Below are 22,352 nucleotides of genomic sequence, written 5' to 3'. Positions count from 1 at the left end.
CCAGCCCTTCCTCAGAACAACACCACAGTTCTCGTGCTGCCGCGCGCGGGACAAACACGCTCCAGGAGTACCTTCAATGTCTGCTGTACACGTAGTCCGCTTTGAGTTTCAGAACGGTATCCACTGGGGCGTGCTACGCCAAGGCCGTATCACTGTTGTCCCCGGTGTTTTTGAAACCACCGGTGACTTCATTCGCCAGAACAGTATCGACGACCTCGCTCGATTGAACGGTACGGAGCTGGATGAAGGCGAAGTGAAACTGCTGTCGCCGGTGACTCGTAACCAGCAGTTCGTCTGCCAGGGCGCCAACTATCGTCAGCACATGATCGAGTCGGGTATGGACCCGGATGCGAAGAAATTCAACATGATCTTCACCAAGGCGACGAGTTGCCTGGTGGCGGCTGACAGCGACCTGATCAAGCCGCGCACCGTGCGCTTCCTTGACTACGAGATCGAACTGGGGCTGGTGATGAAACGCGCGATCACCGGCGCCGTGACTGTCACCGACGCCAATCTGCATGAGTTCATCGCAGGCGTCGTCATCGTCAATGACTACTCGGCTCGTGACATTCAGATTCCCCAGATGCAGTTCTACAAGGGCAAGAGCTTCCGCACGTTTGGCCCGGTCGGTCCCTACCTCTGCCTTCTGGATGCCAAGGACATGCATTACCTCAAAGCACTGCAGTTGCGCCTGACGGTCAACGATCAGGTGCGCCAGAACGACAGCACGGCGAACCTGGTTTACGGCCCCGCTGAAACCCTGACCGAACTCTCATCAGTGCAAGATCTCGCCCCCGGAGACCTGATCGCCACCGGCACTCCTGCCGGCTGTGCGCTAACGGTACCTTCGCCTGCAAAACAGCGGATTGCGGCGCTGATGCCGGAAGCCACCAAGTGGAAGCTTTTCCTCAAGGCGCAGGAAGGCCGGACGCAGTATCTCAAGCCAGGTGATGTGGTCGAGGCGCGCATTCGCAGCGCCGATGGCGTGATCGACCTTGGCGTGCAACGCAACCGAGTTGTGGGAGAAGCCTGATGACGGTGCAGACCCTGAGCGACATCGAAAATATCGAACGAGTCCCCTTGTCGGAGCGTGGCCTGGCTTCCAGCACTTATGAAGCGCTGAGACGTGCGGCTGGGCGTACTCCCGACGCACCCGCATTGAGTTTCTTCGCCGACGCTACTGACTTCAAAAACACCCACGACTGGAGCTATTCCGAGCTCTTCACGGACATCACCCGCGCGGCGAATGCCTTCCATGACCTGGGCATAAAACCGGGCGAGGTGCTTGCGTTCATCCTGCCCAACCTGCCGGAAACCCATTTCACTATTTGGGGCGGGGAGGCGGCAGGCATCGTCATGGCGATCAATCCTCTGCTCGAAGCCAAGCAGATGGCCGGCTTGCTGAGTGCCGCGAAGGCCTCCGTGGTGGTGACACTCGCACCGACTCCGGGCAGCGATCTGTGGCCCAAACTGGCTTCGCAGCTGGATCAGTTGCCCGCGATCAGGTCTGTCGTTTGGGTCAGCATGGAACCCTATGTCGCCGAACCTGTGCGCGGGATCCTGAATTCCGTTGCACTGAAGGAACGAGCCGTGCACAGCGCAATCGCGATCCACGATTGGCAATCGCTGATGAATACGCAGCCGCACACACACCTGAAGAGCGGTCGGCAAATCCGCCAGGATGAATGCTCCTCCTACATCTGTACGGGCGGCACCACCGGGCTCCCGAAAATCGCCGCGCGAACCCATGGCTCGGAAGTCTTTAATGCATGGGCCATGGCCGCTCACATGCAGCCACGCAGCAGTGGCCAGGTCATCTTTTGTGGCTTGCCGCTGTTTCATGTCAATGGACAGCTGGTGACGGGCCTGATGCCTTGGACTCAAGGCGACCAGGTGATCCTCGGGACACCTCATGGGTATCGAGGCGAGGGGGTGATCCGGCGATTCTGGGAGATGGTCGAGCACTTCGGTATCAACTTCTTTTCCGGCGTACCCACTGTCTATGCCGCACTTTTGCAAAATGAATGGCAGGGCCACGACCTGTCCAGTCTTCGCTATGCCATGTGTGGCGCCGCCCCGATGCCGGCTGAGCTGTTCCGGGAGTTCGAGCGCCGGACCGGGGTAAAGATCCTTGAAGGTTATGGCCTGACCGAGGGCGCCTGCGTTTCCTCGATCAATCCACCCCATGGCGAGCGCCGTATCGGCTCCATCGGGATGCGGATCGCCTATCAGAATATGCGCGCGGTTGTGCTCAATGATTCTGGAGAGTACCTGCGTGACGCCAACGTGGATGAGACCGGCCTCATCACCATCAGTGGCCCGAACCTCTTCGGAGGCTATCTGGAAGAGAGTCATAACCGCGGCCTCTGGATCGATATCGACGGTCAGCGCTGGCTGAATACGGGTGATTTGGGGCGCCAGGATGCGCAGGGTTACTTCTGGCTGACCGGGCGCAAGAAGGAGTTAATCATCCGCGGCGGCCACAACATCGATCCCAAGCAAATCGAGGAGGCTCTGCAAACCCATCCCGCCGTCGCCCTGGCCGCTGCAATCGGCAGCCCCGACGTCTACTCGGGCGAGGTGCCGGTCGCCTACGTTCAACTGCGGCCCGGGCAAGTCTGCAACGCCGAAGAGCTTGAGGCGTTCGCCCATCTCAACATCAGCGAGCGGGCGGCAGTTCCCAAGCGCATTGAAATCCTCGAAGCGCTGCCACTGACTGCCGTGGGCAAGATATTCAAGCCTGCCTTGCAGCAGCGGGAGATTGCCCGGGTGGTCCATCAGGCAGTGGAACGCCTGGGGCTTTCGGGTATTGCAGTGGAGGTCGTGCAGGATAATCGTCGTGGGCATGTCGCCTGCATCAGGGCCGGAACTGACCAGGAAGTCCTGGCTCCTCTCCTCGGACACTACAGCTTTCAAGTCGAGTGGCTTGAATGAGCCCGAATTCGCTTCCGTAAATCCGGCAAACAGGCCCTGGCACTAGTCAGTCAGGGCCTTTTACACAACTTCGATCCACTCCAACTGGCACTGACAAGTGCACAGGAAGGCGAAGCCTTGCCTGCGTGCAATCAACAAAAACAATAAACAAGAGGTGGAAAATGAAACTGAATAGCCGTGCGGTCCTGTGTCTCTCAGCTCAGCGAAAGTGTGCTGCGTGGATCAAGTTCAGCAGCGCCATGGCACTGCTCAGCGCCTCTACACTGGCAAGCGCCAATGGCATTGCCCTTAACGAACAAAGTGCCAGCAGTGCGGGAACGGCTTATGCGGGAAGGTCGTCCTCCGCGCTGGACGCCAGCACTATCTTTGGAAATCCTGCAGGCTTGACCAAGTTGCAGCGCAGTGAGATTTCCGGAGGGGCCGGGATCATCTCGGGGAGCGACGAGATTAGTGATGCGCGGAGCAGTGTCGCAGGAACGAATAAGGGGGACTCGGTACCTTTGGCGGTCGTGCCTTTCGCCTATATGTCGACGCCGCTTGATGATCGTCTTTCGATTGGTCTGGGCCTCTATGCTCCGAGTGGTCTGATCAATGACTACGAGAGCAGTTTTCAGGGCCGCTACCATGGTTCCTATAGCTCGACCAAGGAGGTAACCCTGCAGCCCACCATTGCCTATCGGATCAATGATTACGTGTCCATTGGTGGCGGACCGACCATAAACCGTTTCGATGCAAACCTTCAGAATTACTTGGCCACCGGTGCCCTGAACAACGGCCAGGACACACGGGTCACCATCAAAGGCGATGACACGGCAATTGGCTACAACGTCGGCCTCTTGTTTGACTTGAGTGAGGCAACGAGTTGGGGGATTAACTATCACTCAAAGGTGAACTATCACCTCAAAGGGCATACTGAGGTTTCCGGCTCCCCGAGCGTTATCCCGCTGGACGGAAAATATCCCGCCAAGATAGATCTTACTATGCCCGAATCGGTGGATACGTCCATCACCCATCATTTCAATAGTCGCTGGACGGGATACCTGGGGACCACCTGGAAACGTTGGAGCCGACTCGAAAAGTTCGAGGCAATCAACAGCGATGTTTCCGCCGTTGGCCAGAGTGCGGGTCTGGAGCGTGTGGGCGAACCATTGAACTGGCACGACACGTGGTCCACCGCAGTTGGCGCATCCTATCAATTGACCCCGCAATGGATGATGCGCGCAGGCTACGCCTATGACCCGTCGCCAATTGGAAATGCCGATCGCAGCGTGCGCGTTCCGGTTGGTAACCGCCAAGTCGTGACCTTGGGCGGCGCTTATTTGCCGACTCCCGATCTGACGATAGACTTTGCTTATGGTTATCTCTGGGATTCCAAAGTCTCGGTAAAGCAGTCGAACAGCTCCGGCCTTCAACCTGAATACAGTGCCAATTACGAAAACAGTGCGAATGGATTTTCAGTGCAGGCAACCTATCGCTACTGATCGACACGACACCCTTTTTTAAGGGAGCCCTTTTTCGCAAGCCTTCCTGAAGGTTCACCTTTAATCGACAGGCAACTTTTCCTGCGGGGGGAGGGGCGCAGTTTTGCCTGTCAATCGCGGCCTCGACGTACAACGAAATATCATTCGACGCCATGACAAAAAGCTGACCCTCCCTCGCTAGCTCAGGTAATCGATACCTGAGGCCGGTAGAGCGGGAGCCTGAGTCAAAAGGTATTCTCGTAGCTGAGTCATCTGGGGCGCCTTAGGACTGGCTTTCAGCCAGGTCATGTAATAACCATCGCCCGTGGCCACTGCGCTTTTGAACGGGAGCCGTAGTTGGCCGAGTTCTACCTCCTGGACAACAAGCACTAGATCGGCCACAGAAATACCCATTCCTTGCACGGCCGCCGCAATTCCCTGATCCAATGTATCGAACAACTGGCCTCGCTCTAGATAAGTCGTTTCAAGGCAACCCATCTTTTTCAACCATCGCCGCCAGTCTCGCCGGTCAGTGGAAGGGTGCAACAATTTATGTTCATTGAGTGAGGACAACTTCACGTCACCGGGCTCCATATACCCAGGACTACAAATCGGAATCAACCACTCATCAAATAATTTGAAACTCTGCACGTCTGCGCCGAAATTGCCGTCCCCTAAGAGGATTGCACAGTCGTAAGGCTCGGAATAGAAGTCAACTTCATCAACGTCCATCCAGACGCTGGACAGTTGGACAGAGCACGTGTTGTTGGCTTTGTTAAATTTATCCAGCGCCCGAAGTAACCAGCGGATAGTTAATGTCGAAGGCGCTTTGAGGCGAAGGCGATGGCGGTCTACCTTCAAAAGCTCACAAGCACTTTCGATGATCTTGAAGCCTGCTTTCAGCTCTTCTGCCAGCAGACGTCCATGATCAGTGAGGCTGATTTTTGGCCCGTGACGTTCAAAGAGACTGCAACCGAAGAGTTCCTCCAGGGTTTTGACGTGGTGGCTGACGGCGCTTTGAGTGACTGATAGCTCGCTGGCGGCCTTACTGAAGGAGCAGAAACGTGCTGCAACTTCAAACGCGCGTAGCGAATACAGAGCTGGAATCCGTTCCGTCATGAAAGCCTCTACCATGAGTTAAAGTAATAGTAGATCATAATCTAACTCGTTTTACAAAGCCCATTGCCTCTTCCAGAATGCGCCTCTAAAAAAGGTATATACATATAACTTTTTAGAAGTGCCTCTTGGAGATGCAATGCTGGCTATACATGGACGTTGTTTTAATAAGCTGGACTTGCTTGAGTATTTTGAGGTGTATGAGTCGGTCAGGAAGACATGGGTAACAACCGCTTTGGAGGCATTCGAATCCATTGTCAGTCAAGACAGCTTCCCTTGTTTATTCGGAAAGAAGGCAGTGAGTTCTTCAAGTACTGAGTTGCTTTTTGTCAGTGCTGATAGAGCAATCGAAGACTTTATCGCGGGTCTTGCTTTCTATGTACAACAGGTGAAAACCTGGCCGTTAAAATACCGAATCGGCAAACCTTTAATCGTGCTCTTCGAAAAAAGCGATTTCTGTTCACTGGCGCAAGAGCAACTCTACGCCTGGAATCTTTTACAGCAACTGCACGATCAGGATCCTGAGCCCTGGCCAGAAGCGATTCCAACCGACCTGAATAGCGAACATTGGTCATTCTCCTTCATGGGGATGCCCCTGTTCATCAACATGAGTTTCCCTAAGCACCGCGTGATGAAAAGCAGGAATTTGGGAACGCACATCGTGTTCGTGATCAACCCTCGGGACAATTTTGACCAGGTAGCCGCCGGCAACTCGCTGAGTGGTCAACGTATTCGCGCACGTATTCGTTCACGGTCCGAAGCTTACAACGAAGGCATCAAATCCCAGACGCTTGGCGTCTTTGGTGAGCGTGGCAGTCTTGAATTCAAGCAATACCAACTCGAAGAGCCCGGCTCGCTGAATCATGAGCAATGCCCTTTTCGGATGAACCTCAAGTCACTAACCGACGGGGCAAACACACGTTGAATACTGCATTAACCATTACCTATATTTTGACCGTCATGCTGCTCATAGCGACGCCGGGCCCCGTTGTCGCACTGGTGATTGCTACAGCCAGTGCTGCTGGGCCGAGAAAGGCGTTCTCCACGGCGATAGGGACTAACTGGGCTTCCTTGGTGCTGATTGCACTGGCCTCATACATCATTGTTACCAGTGCCGCCATTAATACCGTGTTGTTGAACATTCTTAGCCTGATGGGCTGCCTGTTCATCGGTTATTTAGCACTCGATACGCTGAGGAGCTTGCCCGCAACTACGGGTACAGAAGCACCGGTGGAGAATGCAGCGCACGGAGGGCTATGGCGCGGTTTCATCGTGGGTATTTCCAACCCCAAGGACATCATTTTCTTCATCTCCTTCTTCCCCCAATTCATCCAGGTTACCTCCTCATCGAGACACAGTCTGCTACTGCTGTCGTTACTGTGGGTTGTGATCGACCTGCTCATTCTGGGGACCTACATTTTCATCACCAGAAAGCTGTTGAACGACACCAACAAACGGTTGATTTCCAAGTGTTCGGGAGTCGCGTTACTGCTGGTGGCACTGGTGGGACTGATCTACAACGTGCGCGAGCTGCTTCAGCCTGCCGTGGGCTGATGCGTGTGCTGCCTGACTCTGCGGGCAGGTCAAATCCCGCCAAACAAGGATCGAACAATGGCTGGTACTTCCTCACTATTGCCTGATTGCGACGAGCCGAGTTTTCTCGCAATGCCTGCGACGGAGCTCGCGAAGTTTCAGCAGGGCCCTCGACAGTGGTTTTTCAGACTGATCAATCAGGAAGAGTGTCACGGGCTGGTGGAGTTGGTCTGGAACAACGTCAATCACTGCCTGGACCGCCATCGCGGTGCTGCCGACGCTTCAAACTTTTCCGAACTGATTAACGCGGGAGAGAAGGAGGTCGAGGCAATTGGCTCACGGATTCGGCAGGACATTCTTGGCCTGCTGAGACATGCGCCACAGCGACGGCATTTCTTTTTTCAATACGCGCCACTTTTTAAAACACTCGGCGGTTGGCTATGCGGTGTGACTTCCATCGCGTACGCATGGCGCAGGGACGGCGGGCTGCTGCTTCAGACACACGCAAGGCTTGTGGGAGGAGGGCATCCGACGCATAGCCAGAGCTATCTGTTCGAGCAGGTCGCACGACAGGCTGGGGTGCATTTGAGTGAAGTGTTTGCAAACAGCTTCTGTCAGGACTCGAACATTCAGGAAGCCGCTTATGAGCTGCCGGTGTTTTTGCTGGGAATGGCTTGTTTTCCAGCGACCCGATATGCCGAAACCTTGGGTGTCAACCTTGCCTTATGCAGCTATCTGGACCAGCTCAACGCGCTGCGTGAGGATGTCGGCACGCCACTCTTCGGGCAGGCCTGTACTGAACGCTATCGGCCGCTGGCAGTGGCGGCCATCGACTATTACTTGGCTGAGATTGACCCGAAGGCCCATGCATTGATCGCCGCAGGCCATGCTTGCGCACTCGGCCTGATTCAGAAAGATGAAAGCCGTCTGGTCAGTGAGCTGATGAGTGAAGCGCGTTTCAGCAATGCGACCGCCATGGTCGAGCTGATTGAAAAACTAGGCCCTCATGGCTGCGGTTATCACAGGCGCGGGACGCTGGCGGAGCAACCCATCGACCACTGGTTAAATCCGCAAACATTCTGTGCTCAGGCGACGGTCCAGGCGCTGGCCGACTCCCGTTACGTCACGGCCGGTCAGCCGGGCAAAAGCGCTTTGATGAATCTCATCAGCCATCCTAAAGGCAGGATGTTCGGGGTCTTTTCCCCACGGGACATTCAAGTCGTCGAAACCTGGATCGCAACGCTGAATGCCGAAAGCATCAGCCCGGATACCAGGCGGCCGCCTGCCGATTTGCAACCTGAACGACCTGCTGCGCCCTGCGAGTCAGCGTTCGTCAAGGCCAGGCAGCACGCATTGGCCAAATACTCCGGGTACAGGTTACAACAGCTTTACCCGCTGTTTCTCCATATTGATAAGGCACCGGATGCGCTGCCAACGGCCAGGCATTTTGCCGAACGCTGGTTGGCCCGGCATCGGCAGACTGTGCAAAGTGAAGGCCTGCCGTTCAGCCCCTACACCCATCAACAATTGGATCAGTGGTTGGCCGCACAGCATAAGCGCCAGGTTGAAAGCTACCGGCCGTTAATGGACGCCCCGGAAGAAACCCGCGAGGAAATCATTGCCGACGCAACCAGGCTGGCACCGCTGACCTTGATCGACGGTGCCTGGCTACGAAATGTCGTCACGCCTGCCAGTGTCACCAGTCCCATCGGCGCGCTGCTGTACCGCACCCTGTTTGATGAGCTCGGGCAAGGCGCCACCTCACTCCATCACGGCAATATCTACCTGGATCTGCTGACCAGCATGGGTGTCGAGGTGGGGGACTTCACTGCGCAACCCTTTGCCGCGTCCGCACATTTTGACAATGAGTGCTTGCAGGTTCCGGTGTTCTGGTTGGCCATCTCTCTGTTTCCGAAAAGTTTTCAGCCGGAAACCCTGGGCCTCAATCTGGCCATGGAACTCTCGGGCGTAGGTGGCGAGTATCGACGATCGGCCGATGTGTTGCGGCACTACGGCTTCAACTCGATGTTTACGGACCTGCACAACACCATCGACAACGTGGTCAGCGGCCATACGGCTTGGGCAATAGAGGCGATCAAGCAGCATCTGGATGATGTTGCGCAAAAAGGCGGGCACACAGAGCTCTCCCACCATTGGCAGCGAGTCTGGGTTGGCTATCGAGCGTTGAGCCCTCCGGCAGGATCCTTGCTGTCCACCCTGCGTGCCTTTACCCAACGGAGTTTCAATAAAATCACTCAACGGCAGGATGCATCATGAGCTACGGATTTTTGTCTTTCATACTGGCGGTACTGGTCATCAATCTCTCGCCGGGACCGGCGATGCTCTATGTGATGAACCAATCGCTGAAACATGGCGTGCGTACCGGCCTGCGGGCTGCAGCGGGTGTCGAGTTCGGGGTGTTCTTCTACGTATTGCTGGCAGCATTCGGCCTGGTGCTGATCTTCAAGGAAGTGCCTCTGCTGTATCGCGCCGTGCAGATAGCGGGAGCCTTTTACCTGTTGTACCTGGCCTATATTTCCTGGCCTCGTCGAACTGCCGGCGAAACCGCTGCGGCCAGCGAAAATCCGCCAGCCCCTGCCAACTATGCCTTCAGCAAAGGCATGCTGATCAACTTGTCCAATCCTAAAATCGGCCTTTTTTTTATCAGCCTGCTGCCGCAATTCGTGCCTTCCGACGCGAGTCCTGCCTGGCTGCATTTTTTGCTCTACGGACTCATTTTCAATATCGGCGGGATTTTGGTGAACATGACGGTCGGGCTCACCGCCCATTCGTTGCGGGCAACCATCCAGCGCGCCACCTGGTTTGACTATCTGCCTCCTGTGCTGTTTTTCGCCATTGCGATGTTTGCTTTCGTGCAGGGGGTGGCATGAGCTACATCCTTGGAATCTCAGCCTTCTACCATGACAGCGCGGTGACCTTGCTCAAAGATGGGAATATCGTCTGTGCATTGCAGGAGGAGCGTTTCTCGCGGATCAAACAGGATAAGCGCTTTCCCGCCAAAGCACTGCTTGCGTGCCTCGATCAGGCGGGTATCAGTCTGTCTGACATCAGCTGGCTGGCCTATTACGAAGACCCGACCATAAAATTCGAAAGGATATGCCAAACCTACAAGAATAATTTTCCACGAGGTGCGCTGGCGTTCGCTCAAAACTACACGAAGTTTGTCGCGCGAAAGAACGTCAAAGGGATCCTCGCTCGAGAACTGGAGGCGCTTTTCCCCGGTGTGGCTGTGCCGCCGTTGTACCTGTGCCAGCACCATTTGAGCCATGCGGCCTCGGCTTTCTATCCTTCACCTTTCCAGGACGCTGCCGTGTTGTGCGTCGACGGTGTGGGGGAGTGGTCGACCACCACCGCCTGGCATGGCACCGGTAACCGTCTCAAACCGGTGTTCGAGATTCGCTTTCCCCATTCCCTTGGCCTGCTGTATTCGGCCTTCACGTATTACTGCGGATTCAAAGTCGACTCCGGCGAATACAAGCTCATGGGGTTAGCGCCCTACGGTGAACCGAAGTACGTCGATACCATCCTCGAGCACCTTATTCAGATTGAGGACGACGGGAGTTTTACCCTGAGTCGTCAGTACTTCGATTACGAGGTCGGCGAGCGGATGATCAGCGACGCCTTCGAGTCCTTGTTCGCAGGCCCGCCCCGTGAACCCGAGGCTCGTATTACTCAGCGAGAAATGGACCTGGCCGCCTCGATCCAGGTGGTCACCGAGCAGGTCATGCTGGGGCTGGCCCGCAAGGTCAAGGAACTGACTCAAGCGGAGCACCTGTGCCTCTCAGGCGGTGTGGCCCTGAACTGCGTGGCCAACGGTAAGCTGGCGCGCTCCGGGCTGTTCAAAAGCCTGTTCATCCAGCCCGCCTCGGGGGACTCCGGCGGATCGCTGGGTGCCGCACTGCAATGTCATTACAAAAACACCGGTATGCAACGTGAAGCGGATGGTGTCCAGGACAGCATGCAGGGAGCTTACCTGGGCAATGACTACAGCAATGCCCACATCGAACAGAATCTGCGCCAACTGAACGCCTGCTATCAAAAGCTCGATCCCTCGGCGTTGATTGAAGCGACAGCGGCCTGCCTTGCCGATGACAAAGTGATCGGATGGTTTCAAGGACGCATGGAGTTCGGCCCTCGCTCACTGGGCGCGCGTTCGATCCTGGGTAATCCCCAGTCTGAACACATGCAAAGTGTGATGAACCTCAAGATAAAGAACCGTGAATCCTTTCGCCCCTTTGCTCCGGTGGTGTTAGCCGAGGAGGCGCACCAATGGTTCGATCTGGATCAGCCATCACCCTACATGTTGATCGTCGCCCCGGTACAGCCCGACAAACGCGAGCCGACCCTGGATGATGTGGGCTATGTCGGTATCGAGAAGCTCAAACTCAAACGCTCGCAAATACCTGCGGTCACCCATGTGGACTTCTCCGCCAGGGTGCAGACCGTGGACGGGAAACACAATCCGCTGTTTCGTCAGTTGCTCACGGCATTTGCCAGGCAAACGGGTTGCCCGGTACTCATCAACACCTCGTTCAATGTCCGGGGGGAGCCCATCGTTGAGAGTCCGGAAGATGCGTACCGCTGTTTCATGCGCACAGAGATGGATTGCCTCGTGATTGGCCAGTTCCTGCTGATGAAATCCGAGCAGCCTCAATGGAATGAAGACACCGACTGGAGAACACACTATGCCCTTGACTGATAAACCGGTTCTGGATCACCACCAGGCGGTCCAGGAGGTCTACAAGTGGACCCCGCAAATTCGCGACTACGACAGTTTCATGCACATCGGGGCGCGCTGGGTGCCCTACACCATGTACTTCCACGAGAAGAACTTTCGTTCGCCGACGATCAATACCGATGCGTTCGGGTTTCGCTACAGCGAGCACGAAGGCCAGCGTTTCTCGGTTACCGAGCGCCCACTTAACGGCAAGGTCAACTTACTGGTAGGCGGCTCGACCGCCCTGGGTGTGGGCGCCACGCGCGATGCATTCACCGTTGCCTCCAGGCTCAGCGAATTGACGGGAGAGGTATGGCTGAATTTTGCCGGGCGCGGCTACAACTCCACCCAGGAATTGCTGATGTTCCTGATGCATCAAAAACGCCTGGGGGATATCGGCCATGTCGTGGTGTTCAGTGGTATCAACACCTTGGCCCTGGAAGGTATACCGGACGAGTTCGCCAGCGAGCATGGGCGCTATTACTACTCCTTCGAATTCCAGCATTACATGAACAAGTTCAACGAGGACATGCAGCGTAAGAAGAACTCGTTCGGATCGAAGGGCGGCGAGTCCTGGCTGCAGCGCTGCAAGAAAGCACTGTTCTACGAGAACCCGGCGGATGAAGTGATCACGGACGACGGAATCTCACTGGATGCACGCCTGGAACGTGCTGCTGAATCCATCACGGGTGCGTTGAAACAGTGGCAACTGCTGTTGGCGGGTAGTGGCGCCACGCTGAGTTTTGTCCTTCAGCCTCTGTCCCATTGGTGTCGGGACCAACTGACGCCTGCCGAGGAAGCCGTGTTCCATGCCATCGACAGCTGTCCGAACAACTTCTATCGGCTGTTCAGCGGTGTTTTGGGTAAGGAAGTACATATGCCGTTTTTCAGGCATATCCAGGCCAAAGCGGGAGACATACGCTGCCTGGACATGAACGTCATGCTCAAACAATCACCGGTGTTCAATGAAACCCTGTTTGTAGATCGCGTTCATTTCAATGATGTTGGCAACGAGCAACTGGCGAAACTTATCGTCGCCGAACTAGGCCTTTATTGGGAGCAAAAGCATGAGCATCATTCGAAAAATCCTGAACCTGTTCAAGCGTAAGAAAAAGAAACGTGGTGGGTCTATCTACCCGCTGCGCTAAGCCTGAGCCAAGGGCATAAGTCAGCGAGTTCTGAGGGTTCAAATTCTGATTATGACCTACCGGCGGGAGTAGTATTTTATTGCTGTCGCCGGCAGGTTATACAGCGAAGACGAATACCGGCCGGATAGCCAGGCAGTTCTCCGGGCTAATGCCCGGGGATTTTTTATCGCTGGGTGAGCGACCACTTTTGGCTGTTTGTCACGACCGGCCAGCACGACCCACAGCTGACATTGTCCTCAGTCAACTCCAGGTCCTTTCTCGATCCAGTGGGTGGCGGGCCCATTCAGCGACGCCACGAACCGTCGGGCAATTCGACCTGCCGTTGGGCCGCCGCCAAGGCAACCTTCAACCCCTGTTTATCCAGTGGTATGCAGTAGGCGGGTTTGGCCCGTTCGAATCGCCAGCTTTCATCAAGGCTGCCAGCATCGACAGCGTCGAATCCAATCTCGTCCAGCAATGTGATCACCAGGGCTTTCGCGACCGGATTATCCGCAGCGATCGGCAGTGCGCGTCGGTCGGGTGCCGCTTTCGGGCGCGAGTCCTGCACCAGGTCTTGAGCGAGGATCGCGTTAAAAACCTTGACCACTCTGGAGTGGGGCAGGTGCTCGGCGAGCAAGCGGCTGGTGGTGGTTTCGAATCGGTCGAGGACGGGAATGTGGCCGTCTCGTTCCGGGTAGTAATTGTTGGCATCCAGCACGGTTTTGCCCTCTAGCCATTTGGCCGGCACGCTTCGGTAATGCGCCAGGGGGATTGCCACGAGAACCACTTCGCCAAACTGCGCAGCCTCCTCGAGGGTCCCGACCTTACTGCCGGGAATACCACTGAGCACGCTGCTCATGGTCTGTGGCCCACGTGAATTGCTGAGCATCGCCTCGTGTCCTGCCGCGATGACCAATTGCGCCACTGCGCGTCCGATGAAGCCTGCCCCAATAATGCCGATACGCATGTCCTTGCTCCGCTGGTTGGTAAGAAGAAATCATGATGATTGCCAACCAATGGCAGATAAATAATCATCGGCTACTTAGTCTTGTTATCAGGAGTGTTGAATGATGGATCGCTTGACGAGCATGAGCGCTTTTGTGATGGCCGCGGAATCAGGCTCCTATGCCCGCGCCGCAGAGCGCTTGGGCATGTCGCCGCAAATGGTGGCCAAGCATGTTGCCGCTCTTGAGCACAGGTTGGGCGCGCGGTTACTGAACCGTACCACCCGGCGACAGAGCCTGACTGAACTGGGGAGTGCTTACTATGAACGCTGCAAGCATATTGTGAGCGAAGCCCAGGCTGCCGACTCCCTTGCGCAGATCATGAACGACACGCCTCGTGGCAAACTGAAAATCAGTGCGCCCGTGACCTTCGGTTCCCATAGCCTCATGCCATTCGTGACGGATTTTTTGCGTCATCACCCTGAAGTGGAAATCGATCTGCAATTGACGGACCGCTTCGTCGATCTGGTGGAAGAGGGGTATGAAGTGGCTTTCCGGATCGGCCCCTTGGCCAACTCCAGTCTGACCGCCAGACCGTTGGCACCTTATCGGCTGGTGGCCTGTGCAGCACCGAGCTATCTGATTGAACGCGGAACGCCACAAACACCGGCTGATCTCGAGAACCATGAATGTTTGGGATTTGCCTATTGGTCCCGCCCGGCAGACCGCGAATGGCAGTTCTTCGAAGGCTCCACGGTTCATAAGGTACAGGTCACGAGTCGTTTGCAGGTCAACGAGAGCAAAGCACTGCTGTCAGCCGCGCTTGACGGTTTTGGAATTGTCCTTGGATCCGAAGACTTTCTTCAGCCTGCACTGCAAAGCGGCAAGTTGGTGCGACTGCTAGCTGATTTCGAAGCGCCGAGCCGACACATGCATTTGCTCTACACGGCAAATCGCCAGAGAACCGCCAAACTCCGACGATTTATTGATGCTGCTATCGAGCGCTTTGGTGCTCATTGAGCAGGCTTCTCAGTTGCTTAAGCGGCATTAACCGGTGATTGATACCGGTCGCAGGTTACAACTTCATTGATGGGCTGCTTTTTTCCACTCCGTATACGCCAGCGGCAAACACACCGCGCACGGTCGATAACCCGCAGCGCGGGCTGCGGCTTCGTCGGCAAAAAACACCCGGTGCGCGACATAGCCGCCACGGGCAATGGCCCGCAGCGCAGCAGGGCAGTCCAGTCGACCGTAGATTCGTGATCGTCGATGACCGCCCATTTGCCCGGGTTCGGCGCTGTCTAGCGGTTCGCCCTGAGCATTGATCAGCACAAAGCGTTTCATGGGTTCGGCACTCGCCACAAATACCAGGCGGCGACGGTTCTATAGGGGCTCCATGCCTGACCGATATCGACCATCTGCTTGCGGCTTGGCTGTTGCTCCAGACCTTTGAGGCGGCGATAGCCGTCGCGCACGCCGAAGTCGTCGGCGGGCAGGATGTCCATGCGTTCCAGGGTGTAGATCAGCAGCATCTCGACAGTCCAGCGGCCGACACCGCGTAACCGGGTCAGGCGTTCGATCAATGCGTCGTCGCTCATCGCCAGCGCATTTGAACGATTCGGCACCAGCCCCTCCAGCGCGCCTTGGGCGATACCGTGAAGCGTGGCGATCTTGCTGCCGGAGAAACCACAGCTGCGCAGCACCTCGAATTCACAGGCCAGCAATTGCTCGGGCGTCGGGAACGGCGAGTCGGGAAACAGCGCGATCAACCGCCCGAGAATGGCATCGCCGGCCTTGGCATGGAGTTGCTGATAAGCAATGGCCCGAACCAGCGCTTCGTAGGGATCGCGAGCCGGTTTTGGCTGATGCAGGCACGGGCCGATGGCGGCGACGTGCCGCGCCCAGTCCGGGTCGATGGCGGCCAGGTAGTGGCTGGCGGGGTCATAGGGCATGAAAATTCCAGGCAGAAGTTCAGGTACTGCAGGCAGATTAAAGGTCTGCCCGCAGGACCGCACCCGGTCTCTTGCGCTCAAAACTTCGTGACGCTCTCTAGCGCAGCAGATGCACTGCCAAACCAATGAGCGCACAGGCCATCAGTACTTGAATGACGCCACGCTTGAAGCGAAACAAGGCAATCGCTGCTGCAATGGCGATCAGCGCAGAGGGCCAGTCGAGGGTGCCGCTGAACCCTTTGGGCCACAGCACGTGATAGCCGAAGAACACTGCCAGATTAAGAATCACCCCAACCACAGCGGCAGTGATCCCGGTGAGCGGCGCAGTGAACTTGAGTTCGTTGTGCGTCGTCTCCACCAGCGGGCCGCCGGCGAGGATGAACAGGAACGAAGGCAGGAAGGTGAACCAGGTCACCAGCGTCGCCGCGACGGCGCCACCGAGAAACACCTGGTCGGCGCCGAACACCTGCGAAACATAGGCCCCGACAAAGCCGACGAAAGCCACCACCATGATCAGCGGCCCCGGCGTGGTTTCACCCAGCGCCAAGCCGTCGATCATTTGTGTCGGTGTCAGCCAGCCATAGTGCCCGACTGCGCCCTGGTAGACATACGGGAGCACCGCGTAGGCGCCGCCAAATGTCAGCAGTGCCGCCTTGGTAAAGAACCAGGCCATCTGGGTCAAGGTACCTTCCCAGCCAAAGAGTGTGGTCAAGATCGCCATTGGCAACGCCCATAACACCGCGCCGATGAGTGTCAGCAGCGCCAGTTTCAACCAACTGAACCGGGCATGTTCGGGGGAAGGGGTGTCGTCATCGATCAATGCCGGGCCATAGGATTTTTGGGTGGCGCTGTGGCCTCCGATCCGGAACTTCTCCGGAGCAAAACGGCCACCCAGGTAGCCGATCAAGGCCGCACTGAGCACGATCAGCGGAAAGGGCACATCAAATGTAAATATCGCCGCGAACGACGCCGCCGCGATGGCCCACAACCAATTATTCTTCAGCGCTCGCGAACCGATTCGATGCGCCGCCTGTACGACGATGGCGGTCACGGCCGGTTTGATGCCATAGAAAAGGCCGGCGACCATCGGCACGTCGCCGAAGGCGATATACATCCAGGACAAGGCAATCAGGATGAACAGCGAGGGCAGCACAAACAGCCCGCCTGCGATGACGCCGCCCCAGGTTCGATGCATCAGCCAGCCGATGTAGGTTGCCAACTGCTGGGCTTCCGGCCCCGGCAGCAACATGCAGTAGTTGAGGGCGTGCAGAAATCGCCGCTCGGAAATCCAGCGCCGTCGCTCGACCAGCTCCTGGTGCATGATCGAAATCTGTCCTGCCGGACCGCCGAAACTGATGAAACCAAGCTTGAGCCAGAACCAGAACGCTTCACGCAAACTGATCGCCTCAGGCCTTGGCCGTTCCGCTTCAACGAGCGATGGAGAAACCTTACTCATTGAGGTGTTCCTTTTTCACAAACGCTGCAGGTGGTGGTCATAGGCAGTGGTTTCGTGTTTTCCGGCCAGTACCCGCTCAATGCTTGTGCCGGTGATGGATGTCCGGGAAGTGCGGGTGGCTGTGGCGGATCGCCTGATGCTGGTGAACGTGGCTGTGGGGTTCGCTGTCATCCCATTCAAAGTCATGCTCATGCTGATGGTGTTCATCGTGAACATGCCGGTGACCATGGAGGAGGGGTTCGTGCTGGTGGTCGTGCGCATGGCTTTCAGTGAGGTGAATCCAGACGCCAATGCCCATCAGCAGGGCCGCGATCCAGAATGTCAGTGAAGCCGGTTCGCCGAGGATCAGAATCGCAATTGCCGCACCCAGAAACGGCGCGGTCGAAAAGTACGCGCCGGTGCGCGCCGTGCCCAGGCCTCGAAGGGCGAGCACGAACAGCACCAGGCTAATGCCGTAACCGAGAAAACCGACCAGGAGTATCGGCGCGAGCGTGGCAATGTTCGGCAGTTTGGCCCCCAACGACAGCGCCAGCGTACAGTTGACCGCTCCCGCGACCAGTCCCTTGATACCGGCAATGAACAGGGCATCGGACGCAGAGATCTTGCGGGTCAGGTTGTTATCGATGGCCCAGCAGGCACAGGCCAGCGCGACGGCCAGCGGGCCGATCCAGCCTTGCGCCTGTGTCGAGTCTTGCGGCCAGGCCAGGAACACTCCGCCAGCGACGATGGCCAACATGCCCGCAACGATTCGCCGATCAGCATTCTCCTTGAACACCAGCCAGGCCAGCAGCGCCGTCAGTACCGATTCCAGATTGAGCATCAGCGAGGCTGCGGCCCCTGAAGTCAGGGTCAAGCCGAACATCAATGCCACCGGCCCAAGTATACCGCCAAAGGCAATGGCACCGATCAGCCACGGCCACTCGCCGGCTGTCAGGCCGGTTGCCTGCCAGCCGCGATCGCGGATAAACCTGACCAGGGTCAAGCCGAGGCCACTGCCCAGGTACAGCAGCCCCGCCAGTAAAATCGGCGAGACCTCCACACCCAGCAGTTTGGCCAACGGGGTGCTGGCGCCAAACAGTGCGGCTGCGCTCAAGGCGTAGAAAATACTCAGGTTCATGGGGGCTCTGTGCCTTAACGTTAAAGGGGATTCAGGCACGACGAGCCATCAGCAGCACCGACGCTGCCGCTGACAACAGCCCGGCGCAGCAACGGTTGAAAATCCGCTTGCCACGTGGCTCGGCGAACCAGCGACGCATGTGCAAACCCATGTAGGCGTAGGCACTGATAGCGATCCATTCCAGCCCCAAAAACAACGCACCCAGCACCGCAAACTGCGGCGTCACGGCTTTCGCCGGGTCGACGAACTGCGGGAGGAATGCGGTAAAGATCAAAATTGCTTTCGGGTTGCCAGCCGCAACAAGAAACTCCTGCCGGGCCAACGCCATGATGCCAATCGGCGCGCTGGCAACTGCGCTTTCAGCCTGTGGATTGGCTCGCCAGAGTTGAACTGCGAGGTAGAACAGATACGCCGCCCCCAGAATCTTGATCCCGTAAAACAGCAGTTCTGACGTTTGCAGGACTACCGCCAGCCCGGCTGAGGCCAAGGCAATCATTCCGGCGAACGCCAGCAAACGCCCAAGCCCGGCCACACAAGACGTGCGGTAGCCGTAGCGGGTCGAGTTGCTGACCGAGAGCAGATTGTTCGGGCCTGGCGCCATGTTCAGGGCGAAACAGGCAGGGAGGAACAGTGTGAGCGTGGCGAGATCCATGACGGCCTCCAGGAGCAGGGACGGTATTTTTATCACAGGTGTCGGGCGGTTTACCTATTTTGCGGGGCAGGGCGGGTGACCGAGCGTTGTGACGAAGAAATAAAACAGTCAAACAAAACGGAGACTGGTAAAGCGCCCATTTTAATTGAATTCGACGCCTGTACCGACGAACGCGGTGGTGAACCGCGATACCCCCGGAAGATCCGGCTTCAGGTCCCAGAAAATTAATGTGCTCCCTTTCAGTAAAAAACTAGCGGGAACGGCTTTACCAACTATTGTGAAAACACTTCTATGTGGTCATCCGACCGCTGCAGCGCCCCTCCCTGAACAGGGATAGCACAGAGGACAAGGAATGTTGCCCACCCGGCCCGTTAAATCGTTATCACACCTGAAGGTGTGAGATCTTGCCCTTTTTGGGGCTGTTTATAGCTGGCAGTTACAAAACCGCAGTCTGGAATAGCGACTCTGAAGATTGCCTGGATGGAGTTTTTGGGAGTCCCTAAATTTAAAGGAGTAAGACATGACTCAATTCGATAACCAGATATCAAACCCAAAACAGCCTTCGAAGGAAGCACGCATAGAAGGAACCTCGTCCAGCCTTCTCACGCTAGAGAATGCCGGGCCTATCCAGATGGGCTTCTGGGTTCCCAACCGCGTGTGGGCGACTGCCAGGTACCTCGTTCCGCTTCGTGACTTTATCGCCGCGAAAAAAAGGGCCGGTACGCTCACCCCGATGCAACCTCAAATAGCTGAGTTCAAGGCTTGGGTGACAACGCACAGTGTGTACCGCATGTGGGTAAACTCGATGATCGAGCAGTCGAACGCCTTCGTTCTGACGCTTGATGAAAAAACCAGGGAGGAGATCAAAGACGAGGACGGCGACGCTGTCTGGATTAAAGGCTACGACAGCTTCTTCGAGATTCTCAACGAGATTGTCACGACTTCCTCGTCCTTCAACGCGACGGCCCAGGTTGGCACCCCGATGAATGGCTTCCTGGCGGTTTCGATGGCCACTGAAGCGGGCGTCGCGTTGTTCCACGATACGACGTTCAACCTTCAATTCAAGAAGGTGCTCAATGCGTGGAACACATTCCTCAAGAGCAGCGCCTCGCTCGACAAGCTCGACATCAATGACCCCGAGAAAGAAGGCTCATGGATTTCCGAAGCTGCATGGAAGGCTGGTGTGTGGAATCAAATGGAATGCGACCCCGAGAAACCGGGGTATGGTTTTGATTCATGGAACTCATTTTTTATCCGCAAGTTCGTGCCCGGCGCGCGTCCGTTCCTGGGAGATCCAAAGACCCAGATCGACATTGGCTGTGAAACCACGCCGTGGCAATACGAAAATAACGTATCGTTCGAGACCGACTTCTGGATCAAGGATGTCAACTACTCCTTGCTCGACATCTTTGGGGGACAGGAACGGTGGGCGAAGCCCTTCGAGGGGGGGCAAATCTACCAAGGGTTCCTGTCTGCGACACACTACCACCGTTGGAACGCACCGCTAGACGGCACTCTTGTGCGCTCATGGGTGCAGCCGGGAACCTACTTTGCACAACGCCCGGGACAAGGCGAAGGCAGTGGCACCTGGGAGGGTACCGAATCGCAGCCTTACCTCGGCCATGTCGCAGCTCGCGCTATCTTCATCTTCGAGCACCCGTTATGCGGCTATGTCGCGCTCATCTGCATAGGGATGGTTGAGGTGTCGACGTGCATTATCGAGCCAGAGTTCATCGTCGATGAGGGGGCTGAACCTGTCAGCATCACCCGTGGCACCGAAATCGGACACTTCGAGTTTGGCGGCTCGACGCACATGATGATTTTCCAGCGAGACCGGGTGGTTCTCGAGGAGTGGGCTGTCAACGCTGTGCAGCACCAGAACGATCCCCAACCTACGCGAATGGGCAGTGTCATCGCCACGGCGCTGGATAAAACACGGTCAAAGTAATCTGATGGCTAATAAAGGGCTCCGGCGCTATCGCGCCGGCAGCAAGCCATTGGGCATTATCCTTGGCTCGGTATAAGGAACGTATCCCTTGCCTACACCTACGTTGCATTTGATGTGCGGCAAGATCGCGTCTGGTAAATCAACGTTGGCAAAAGTACTTGCCGACAACCACGCTGCCATCCTGCTCAGCGAAGACCATTGGCTTTCGATGCTTTACCCCGGAGAGATCAGTTCGGTGACCGATTATGTGCGGTGTGCACATCGGATTCGTGGGGTGTTGGGGCCGTTGGTTACCAACATGCTTGTGGCAGGTGTGGGCGTGGTACTGGATTTTCCTGCCAACACCGTCTCTGATCGCGAGTGGCTGCGTACCTTGGCCGATCATGCGCAGACGCAGCATTGCCTGCATTATCTGGATGTTGACGAAGAGACTTGCCGCGCCAGACTGCACGCACGGAACGCGGAGGGCGCACATGATTTCGCAGCAACAGACGCCGAGTTTGATCTGATCACACGCTACTTCAGCATTCCGGGTGAGGAGGAGGGGCTGGTTGTCGTCGTGCATTAGCAACGATCAACCTTGCGCAGGGCGGCCACGTGGTAGCCGCCCCCTGCGGTGAACACAATGGCGAACAGGCCCGCCAGCAGGCTCACGCCCCACAGCGCGCCATGGTCTTCGATGATCGCGGTGCTGGAGGGTGCATCGGCGCGGTAGAGCACCGTCACTGAGTCGCCCACCGCGTAGCCAAATATAAACCCGCTCTCGGGGTAGCTGAACGCCTTGCCCGTGGCGTCGGTGAAGTCAATTTGTGGGTGGCTGCCGCCCGCGTTCAGGGCGCTGACATGCCCTTCGGCGCGTTGCGCCTGGGCCAGAAAGCCCAGCCGGTCTTCGACCAGCCATAGGGTGAGGTAGAGCAGACACAGGCCCAGCGGGATGAAGATCAGCGCGCGGGGCAGATCGCCCCGGTCAGAAGATGGCGTCTTGGTCATGGCAGGTCCTTTGCATCGTCCGTAAACGCCGGCCATTACGAAGAACCGGCGGGAATCTGTCAATCGGATGGGGAAGAACTGCACCGGCACCTCGATGAAGACCCAGCACTACGACAGCACCCAATACACCGTTCTGGGGCACAGTGAAGCGAGCGCCACTGGCCTCCTGCTGTTTGGTTGCATCCCGATCCAGCAGAACAGCCGCTTTATTCGTGCTCAGGACGCGGCGATCAAGGCCAAGGGCGGCGATGCAATGATCAACACCCAGGTGCAGGAAAACTGGTTCTGGGCTTGGGTCCTGACCGGTTACACCACCAAAATTTCCGGTGATGTGATCAAGCTGAAAAACGTTCAGTAAGGGCAATACCTGGCCTGCGGGCAAGTA

General features: G+C 56.8%; 21 protein-coding genes. 13 read left to right on the top strand and 8 right to left on the bottom strand.

From position 1 onward, the window contains the following. Positions 1–76: 76 nt before the first annotated feature. From AC1DIG_RS00755 to AC1DIG_RS00745, 3 genes are all read left to right on the top strand, one after another. Positions 77–1,033: a fumarylacetoacetate hydrolase family protein gene (locus AC1DIG_RS00755; RefSeq protein WP_477765691.1), complete on the top strand. Its 957-nt coding sequence runs from the start codon at positions 77–79 to the stop codon at positions 1,031–1,033. Beyond that, positions 1,033–2,934: an acyl-CoA synthetase gene (locus tag AC1DIG_RS00750; RefSeq protein ID WP_477765690.1), complete on the top strand. Its 1,902-nt coding sequence runs from the start codon at positions 1,033–1,035 to the stop codon at positions 2,932–2,934. Before AC1DIG_RS00755 ends, AC1DIG_RS00750 begins: the two co-directional genes overlap by 1 nt. A 161-nt stretch (positions 2,935–3,095) precedes the next feature. Beyond that, complete coding sequence (locus AC1DIG_RS00745; protein ID WP_477765689.1) at positions 3,096–4,415, top strand: outer membrane protein transport protein; 1,320 nt, start codon at positions 3,096–3,098, stop codon at positions 4,413–4,415. Positions 4,416–4,592: 177 nt separating this feature from the next. Here AC1DIG_RS00745 and AC1DIG_RS00740 read toward each other — a convergent pair whose 3' ends face one another. Beyond that, entirely contained in the window at positions 4,593–5,513 is a 921-nt protein-coding gene (locus AC1DIG_RS00740; RefSeq protein ID WP_477765688.1) for a LysR substrate-binding domain-containing protein, read from the bottom strand. A gap of 136 nt (positions 5,514–5,649) precedes the next feature. Between AC1DIG_RS00740 and AC1DIG_RS00735 the strand changes: the two genes are divergently transcribed. Genes AC1DIG_RS00735 through AC1DIG_RS00710 form a run of 6 tightly spaced genes read left to right on the top strand, consistent with a single transcriptional unit; the run spans position 5,650 to position 12,889 of the window. Further along, entirely contained in the window at positions 5,650–6,435 is a 786-nt protein-coding gene (locus AC1DIG_RS00735; RefSeq protein WP_477765687.1) for a YqcI/YcgG family protein, read from the top strand. Continuing rightward, on the top strand, positions 6,432–7,064 hold the full coding sequence (locus AC1DIG_RS00730; RefSeq protein ID WP_477765686.1) for a LysE family translocator: 633 nt from the start codon (positions 6,432–6,434) through the stop codon (positions 7,062–7,064). The genes AC1DIG_RS00735 and AC1DIG_RS00730 overlap by 4 nt, the downstream gene beginning before the upstream one ends. A 57-nt stretch (positions 7,065–7,121) precedes the next feature. Next, entirely contained in the window at positions 7,122–9,320 is a 2,199-nt protein-coding gene (locus AC1DIG_RS00725; RefSeq protein WP_477765685.1) for an iron-containing redox enzyme family protein, read from the top strand. Then, positions 9,317–9,934 carry a LysE family translocator gene (locus AC1DIG_RS00720; RefSeq protein WP_477765684.1) on the top strand — a complete coding sequence of 206 codons (618 nt, stop codon included), beginning with the start codon at positions 9,317–9,319 and terminating at the stop codon, positions 9,932–9,934. Before AC1DIG_RS00725 ends, AC1DIG_RS00720 begins: the two co-directional genes overlap by 4 nt. Further along, positions 9,931–11,763 (top strand): carbamoyltransferase family protein, encoded by a 1,833-nt coding sequence (locus AC1DIG_RS00715; protein WP_477765683.1) that lies wholly within the window; start codon positions 9,931–9,933, stop codon positions 11,761–11,763. Before AC1DIG_RS00720 ends, AC1DIG_RS00715 begins: the two co-directional genes overlap by 4 nt. After that, on the top strand, positions 11,750–12,889 hold the full coding sequence (locus tag AC1DIG_RS00710) for an SGNH/GDSL hydrolase family protein (protein ID WP_477765682.1): 1,140 nt from the start codon (positions 11,750–11,752) through the stop codon (positions 12,887–12,889). The genes AC1DIG_RS00715 and AC1DIG_RS00710 overlap by 14 nt, the downstream gene beginning before the upstream one ends. 323 nt (positions 12,890–13,212) lie before the next feature. Here the strand turns inward: AC1DIG_RS00710 and AC1DIG_RS00705 are convergent, their stop codons facing one another. Continuing rightward, on the bottom strand, positions 13,213–13,875 hold the full coding sequence (locus AC1DIG_RS00705) for an NADPH-dependent F420 reductase (protein WP_477765681.1): 663 nt from the start codon (positions 13,873–13,875) through the stop codon (positions 13,213–13,215). A 100-nt stretch (positions 13,876–13,975) separates the two neighbouring features. Between AC1DIG_RS00705 and AC1DIG_RS00700 the strand changes: the two genes are divergently transcribed. Further along, the gene (locus tag AC1DIG_RS00700) at positions 13,976–14,872 is read left to right on the top strand and encodes a LysR family transcriptional regulator (protein ID WP_477765680.1); all 897 of its coding nucleotides are present in this window, start codon (positions 13,976–13,978) and stop codon (positions 14,870–14,872) included. A gap of 63 nt (positions 14,873–14,935) precedes the next feature. Here AC1DIG_RS00700 and AC1DIG_RS00695 read toward each other — a convergent pair whose 3' ends face one another. The 5 genes from AC1DIG_RS00695 to AC1DIG_RS00675 form a co-directional block, all read right to left on the bottom strand. After that, the gene (locus AC1DIG_RS00695) at positions 14,936–15,196 is read right to left on the bottom strand and encodes an Ada metal-binding domain-containing protein (RefSeq protein ID WP_477765679.1); all 261 of its coding nucleotides are present in this window, start codon (positions 15,194–15,196) and stop codon (positions 14,936–14,938) included. Continuing rightward, a complete protein-coding gene (locus AC1DIG_RS00690) occupies positions 15,193–15,804 on the bottom strand; it encodes a DNA-3-methyladenine glycosylase family protein (protein WP_477765678.1) in 612 nt (203 codons plus the stop codon). The genes AC1DIG_RS00695 and AC1DIG_RS00690 overlap by 4 nt, the downstream gene beginning before the upstream one ends. A 97-nt stretch (positions 15,805–15,901) precedes the next feature. Next, positions 15,902–17,260, bottom strand: coding sequence for a chromate efflux transporter (gene chrA, locus AC1DIG_RS00685; protein ID WP_477765677.1), 1,359 nt, complete (start codon positions 17,258–17,260; stop codon positions 15,902–15,904). Between the two features lie 76 nt (positions 17,261–17,336). After that, a complete protein-coding gene (locus AC1DIG_RS00680; RefSeq protein ID WP_477765676.1) occupies positions 17,337–18,377 on the bottom strand; it encodes a DMT family transporter in 1,041 nt (346 codons plus the stop codon). Between the two features lie 31 nt (positions 18,378–18,408). Continuing rightward, positions 18,409–19,029: a LysE family translocator gene (locus AC1DIG_RS00675; RefSeq protein ID WP_477765675.1), complete on the bottom strand. Its 621-nt coding sequence runs from the start codon at positions 19,027–19,029 to the stop codon at positions 18,409–18,411. A gap of 520 nt (positions 19,030–19,549) precedes the next feature. On the opposite strand from AC1DIG_RS00675, the gene AC1DIG_RS00670 reads away from it, so the two are divergent. Together AC1DIG_RS00670 and AC1DIG_RS00665 are read left to right on the top strand one after the other, a co-directional pair. Further along, the gene (locus tag AC1DIG_RS00670) at positions 19,550–20,977 is read left to right on the top strand and encodes a phophatidylserine decarboxylase associated domain-containing protein (protein WP_477765674.1); all 1,428 of its coding nucleotides are present in this window, start codon (positions 19,550–19,552) and stop codon (positions 20,975–20,977) included. 112 nt (positions 20,978–21,089) lie between these two features. Beyond that, positions 21,090–21,545 carry a P-loop nucleotide/nucleoside kinase family protein gene (locus AC1DIG_RS00665; RefSeq protein WP_477766062.1) on the top strand — a complete coding sequence of 152 codons (456 nt, stop codon included), beginning with the start codon at positions 21,090–21,092 and terminating at the stop codon, positions 21,543–21,545. On the opposite strand, the gene AC1DIG_RS00660 is transcribed toward AC1DIG_RS00665, so the two are convergent. Next, positions 21,542–21,967, bottom strand: coding sequence for a DUF3592 domain-containing protein (locus tag AC1DIG_RS00660; RefSeq protein WP_477765673.1), 426 nt, complete (start codon positions 21,965–21,967; stop codon positions 21,542–21,544). The genes AC1DIG_RS00665 and AC1DIG_RS00660 overlap by 4 nt on opposite strands. Positions 21,968–22,034: 67 nt before the next feature. Here AC1DIG_RS00660 and AC1DIG_RS00655 point away from each other — a divergent pair, with 67 nt between their 5' ends. Continuing rightward, positions 22,035–22,325, top strand: coding sequence for a hypothetical protein (locus tag AC1DIG_RS00655; protein ID WP_477765672.1), 291 nt, complete (start codon positions 22,035–22,037; stop codon positions 22,323–22,325). Positions 22,326–22,352: the final 27 nt, after the last annotated feature.

The organism is Pseudomonas sp. 05N431 (assembly GCF_056397005.1).
The sequence above is the reverse complement of the archived record's forward strand: the minus strand, read 5'-3'. Positions and strand labels throughout refer to the sequence as shown.

What these genes read in the sequence shown, in the direction of transcription:
- AC1DIG_RS00755 (WP_477765691.1), top strand. Translation starts at nt 77, where the DNA reads ATGTCTGCTGTACACGTAGTCCGCTTTGAGTTTCAGAACGGTATCCAC.
- AC1DIG_RS00750 (WP_477765690.1), top strand. Translation starts at nt 1,033, where the DNA reads ATGACGGTGCAGACCCTGAGCGACATCGAAAATATCGAACGAGTCCCC.
- AC1DIG_RS00745 (WP_477765689.1), top strand. Translation starts at nt 3,096, where the DNA reads ATGAAACTGAATAGCCGTGCGGTCCTGTGTCTCTCAGCTCAGCGAAAG.
- AC1DIG_RS00740 (WP_477765688.1), bottom strand. Translation starts at nt 5,513, where the DNA reads ATGACGGAACGGATTCCAGCTCTGTATTCGCTACGCGCGTTTGAAGTT.
- AC1DIG_RS00735 (WP_477765687.1), top strand. Translation starts at nt 5,650, where the DNA reads ATGCTGGCTATACATGGACGTTGTTTTAATAAGCTGGACTTGCTTGAG.
- AC1DIG_RS00725 (WP_477765685.1), top strand. Translation starts at nt 7,122, where the DNA reads ATGGCTGGTACTTCCTCACTATTGCCTGATTGCGACGAGCCGAGTTTT.
- AC1DIG_RS00720 (WP_477765684.1), top strand. Translation starts at nt 9,317, where the DNA reads ATGAGCTACGGATTTTTGTCTTTCATACTGGCGGTACTGGTCATCAAT.
- AC1DIG_RS00715 (WP_477765683.1), top strand. Translation starts at nt 9,931, where the DNA reads ATGAGCTACATCCTTGGAATCTCAGCCTTCTACCATGACAGCGCGGTG.
- AC1DIG_RS00710 (WP_477765682.1), top strand. Translation starts at nt 11,750, where the DNA reads ATGCCCTTGACTGATAAACCGGTTCTGGATCACCACCAGGCGGTCCAG.
- AC1DIG_RS00705 (WP_477765681.1), bottom strand. Translation starts at nt 13,875, where the DNA reads ATGCGTATCGGCATTATTGGGGCAGGCTTCATCGGACGCGCAGTGGCG.
- AC1DIG_RS00700 (WP_477765680.1), top strand. Translation starts at nt 13,976, where the DNA reads ATGATGGATCGCTTGACGAGCATGAGCGCTTTTGTGATGGCCGCGGAA.
- AC1DIG_RS00695 (WP_477765679.1), bottom strand. Translation starts at nt 15,196, where the DNA reads ATGAAACGCTTTGTGCTGATCAATGCTCAGGGCGAACCGCTAGACAGC.
- AC1DIG_RS00690 (WP_477765678.1), bottom strand. Translation starts at nt 15,804, where the DNA reads ATGCCCTATGACCCCGCCAGCCACTACCTGGCCGCCATCGACCCGGAC.
- chrA (WP_477765677.1), bottom strand. Translation starts at nt 17,260, where the DNA reads ATGAGTAAGGTTTCTCCATCGCTCGTTGAAGCGGAACGGCCAAGGCCT.
- AC1DIG_RS00680 (WP_477765676.1), bottom strand. Translation starts at nt 18,377, where the DNA reads ATGAACCTGAGTATTTTCTACGCCTTGAGCGCAGCCGCACTGTTTGGC.
- AC1DIG_RS00675 (WP_477765675.1), bottom strand. Translation starts at nt 19,029, where the DNA reads ATGGATCTCGCCACGCTCACACTGTTCCTCCCTGCCTGTTTCGCCCTG.
- AC1DIG_RS00670 (WP_477765674.1), top strand. Translation starts at nt 19,550, where the DNA reads ATGACTCAATTCGATAACCAGATATCAAACCCAAAACAGCCTTCGAAG.
- AC1DIG_RS00665 (WP_477766062.1), top strand. Translation starts at nt 21,090, where the DNA reads ATGTGCGGCAAGATCGCGTCTGGTAAATCAACGTTGGCAAAAGTACTT.
- AC1DIG_RS00660 (WP_477765673.1), bottom strand. Translation starts at nt 21,967, where the DNA reads ATGACCAAGACGCCATCTTCTGACCGGGGCGATCTGCCCCGCGCGCTG.
- AC1DIG_RS00655 (WP_477765672.1), top strand. Translation starts at nt 22,035, where the DNA reads ATGGGGAAGAACTGCACCGGCACCTCGATGAAGACCCAGCACTACGAC.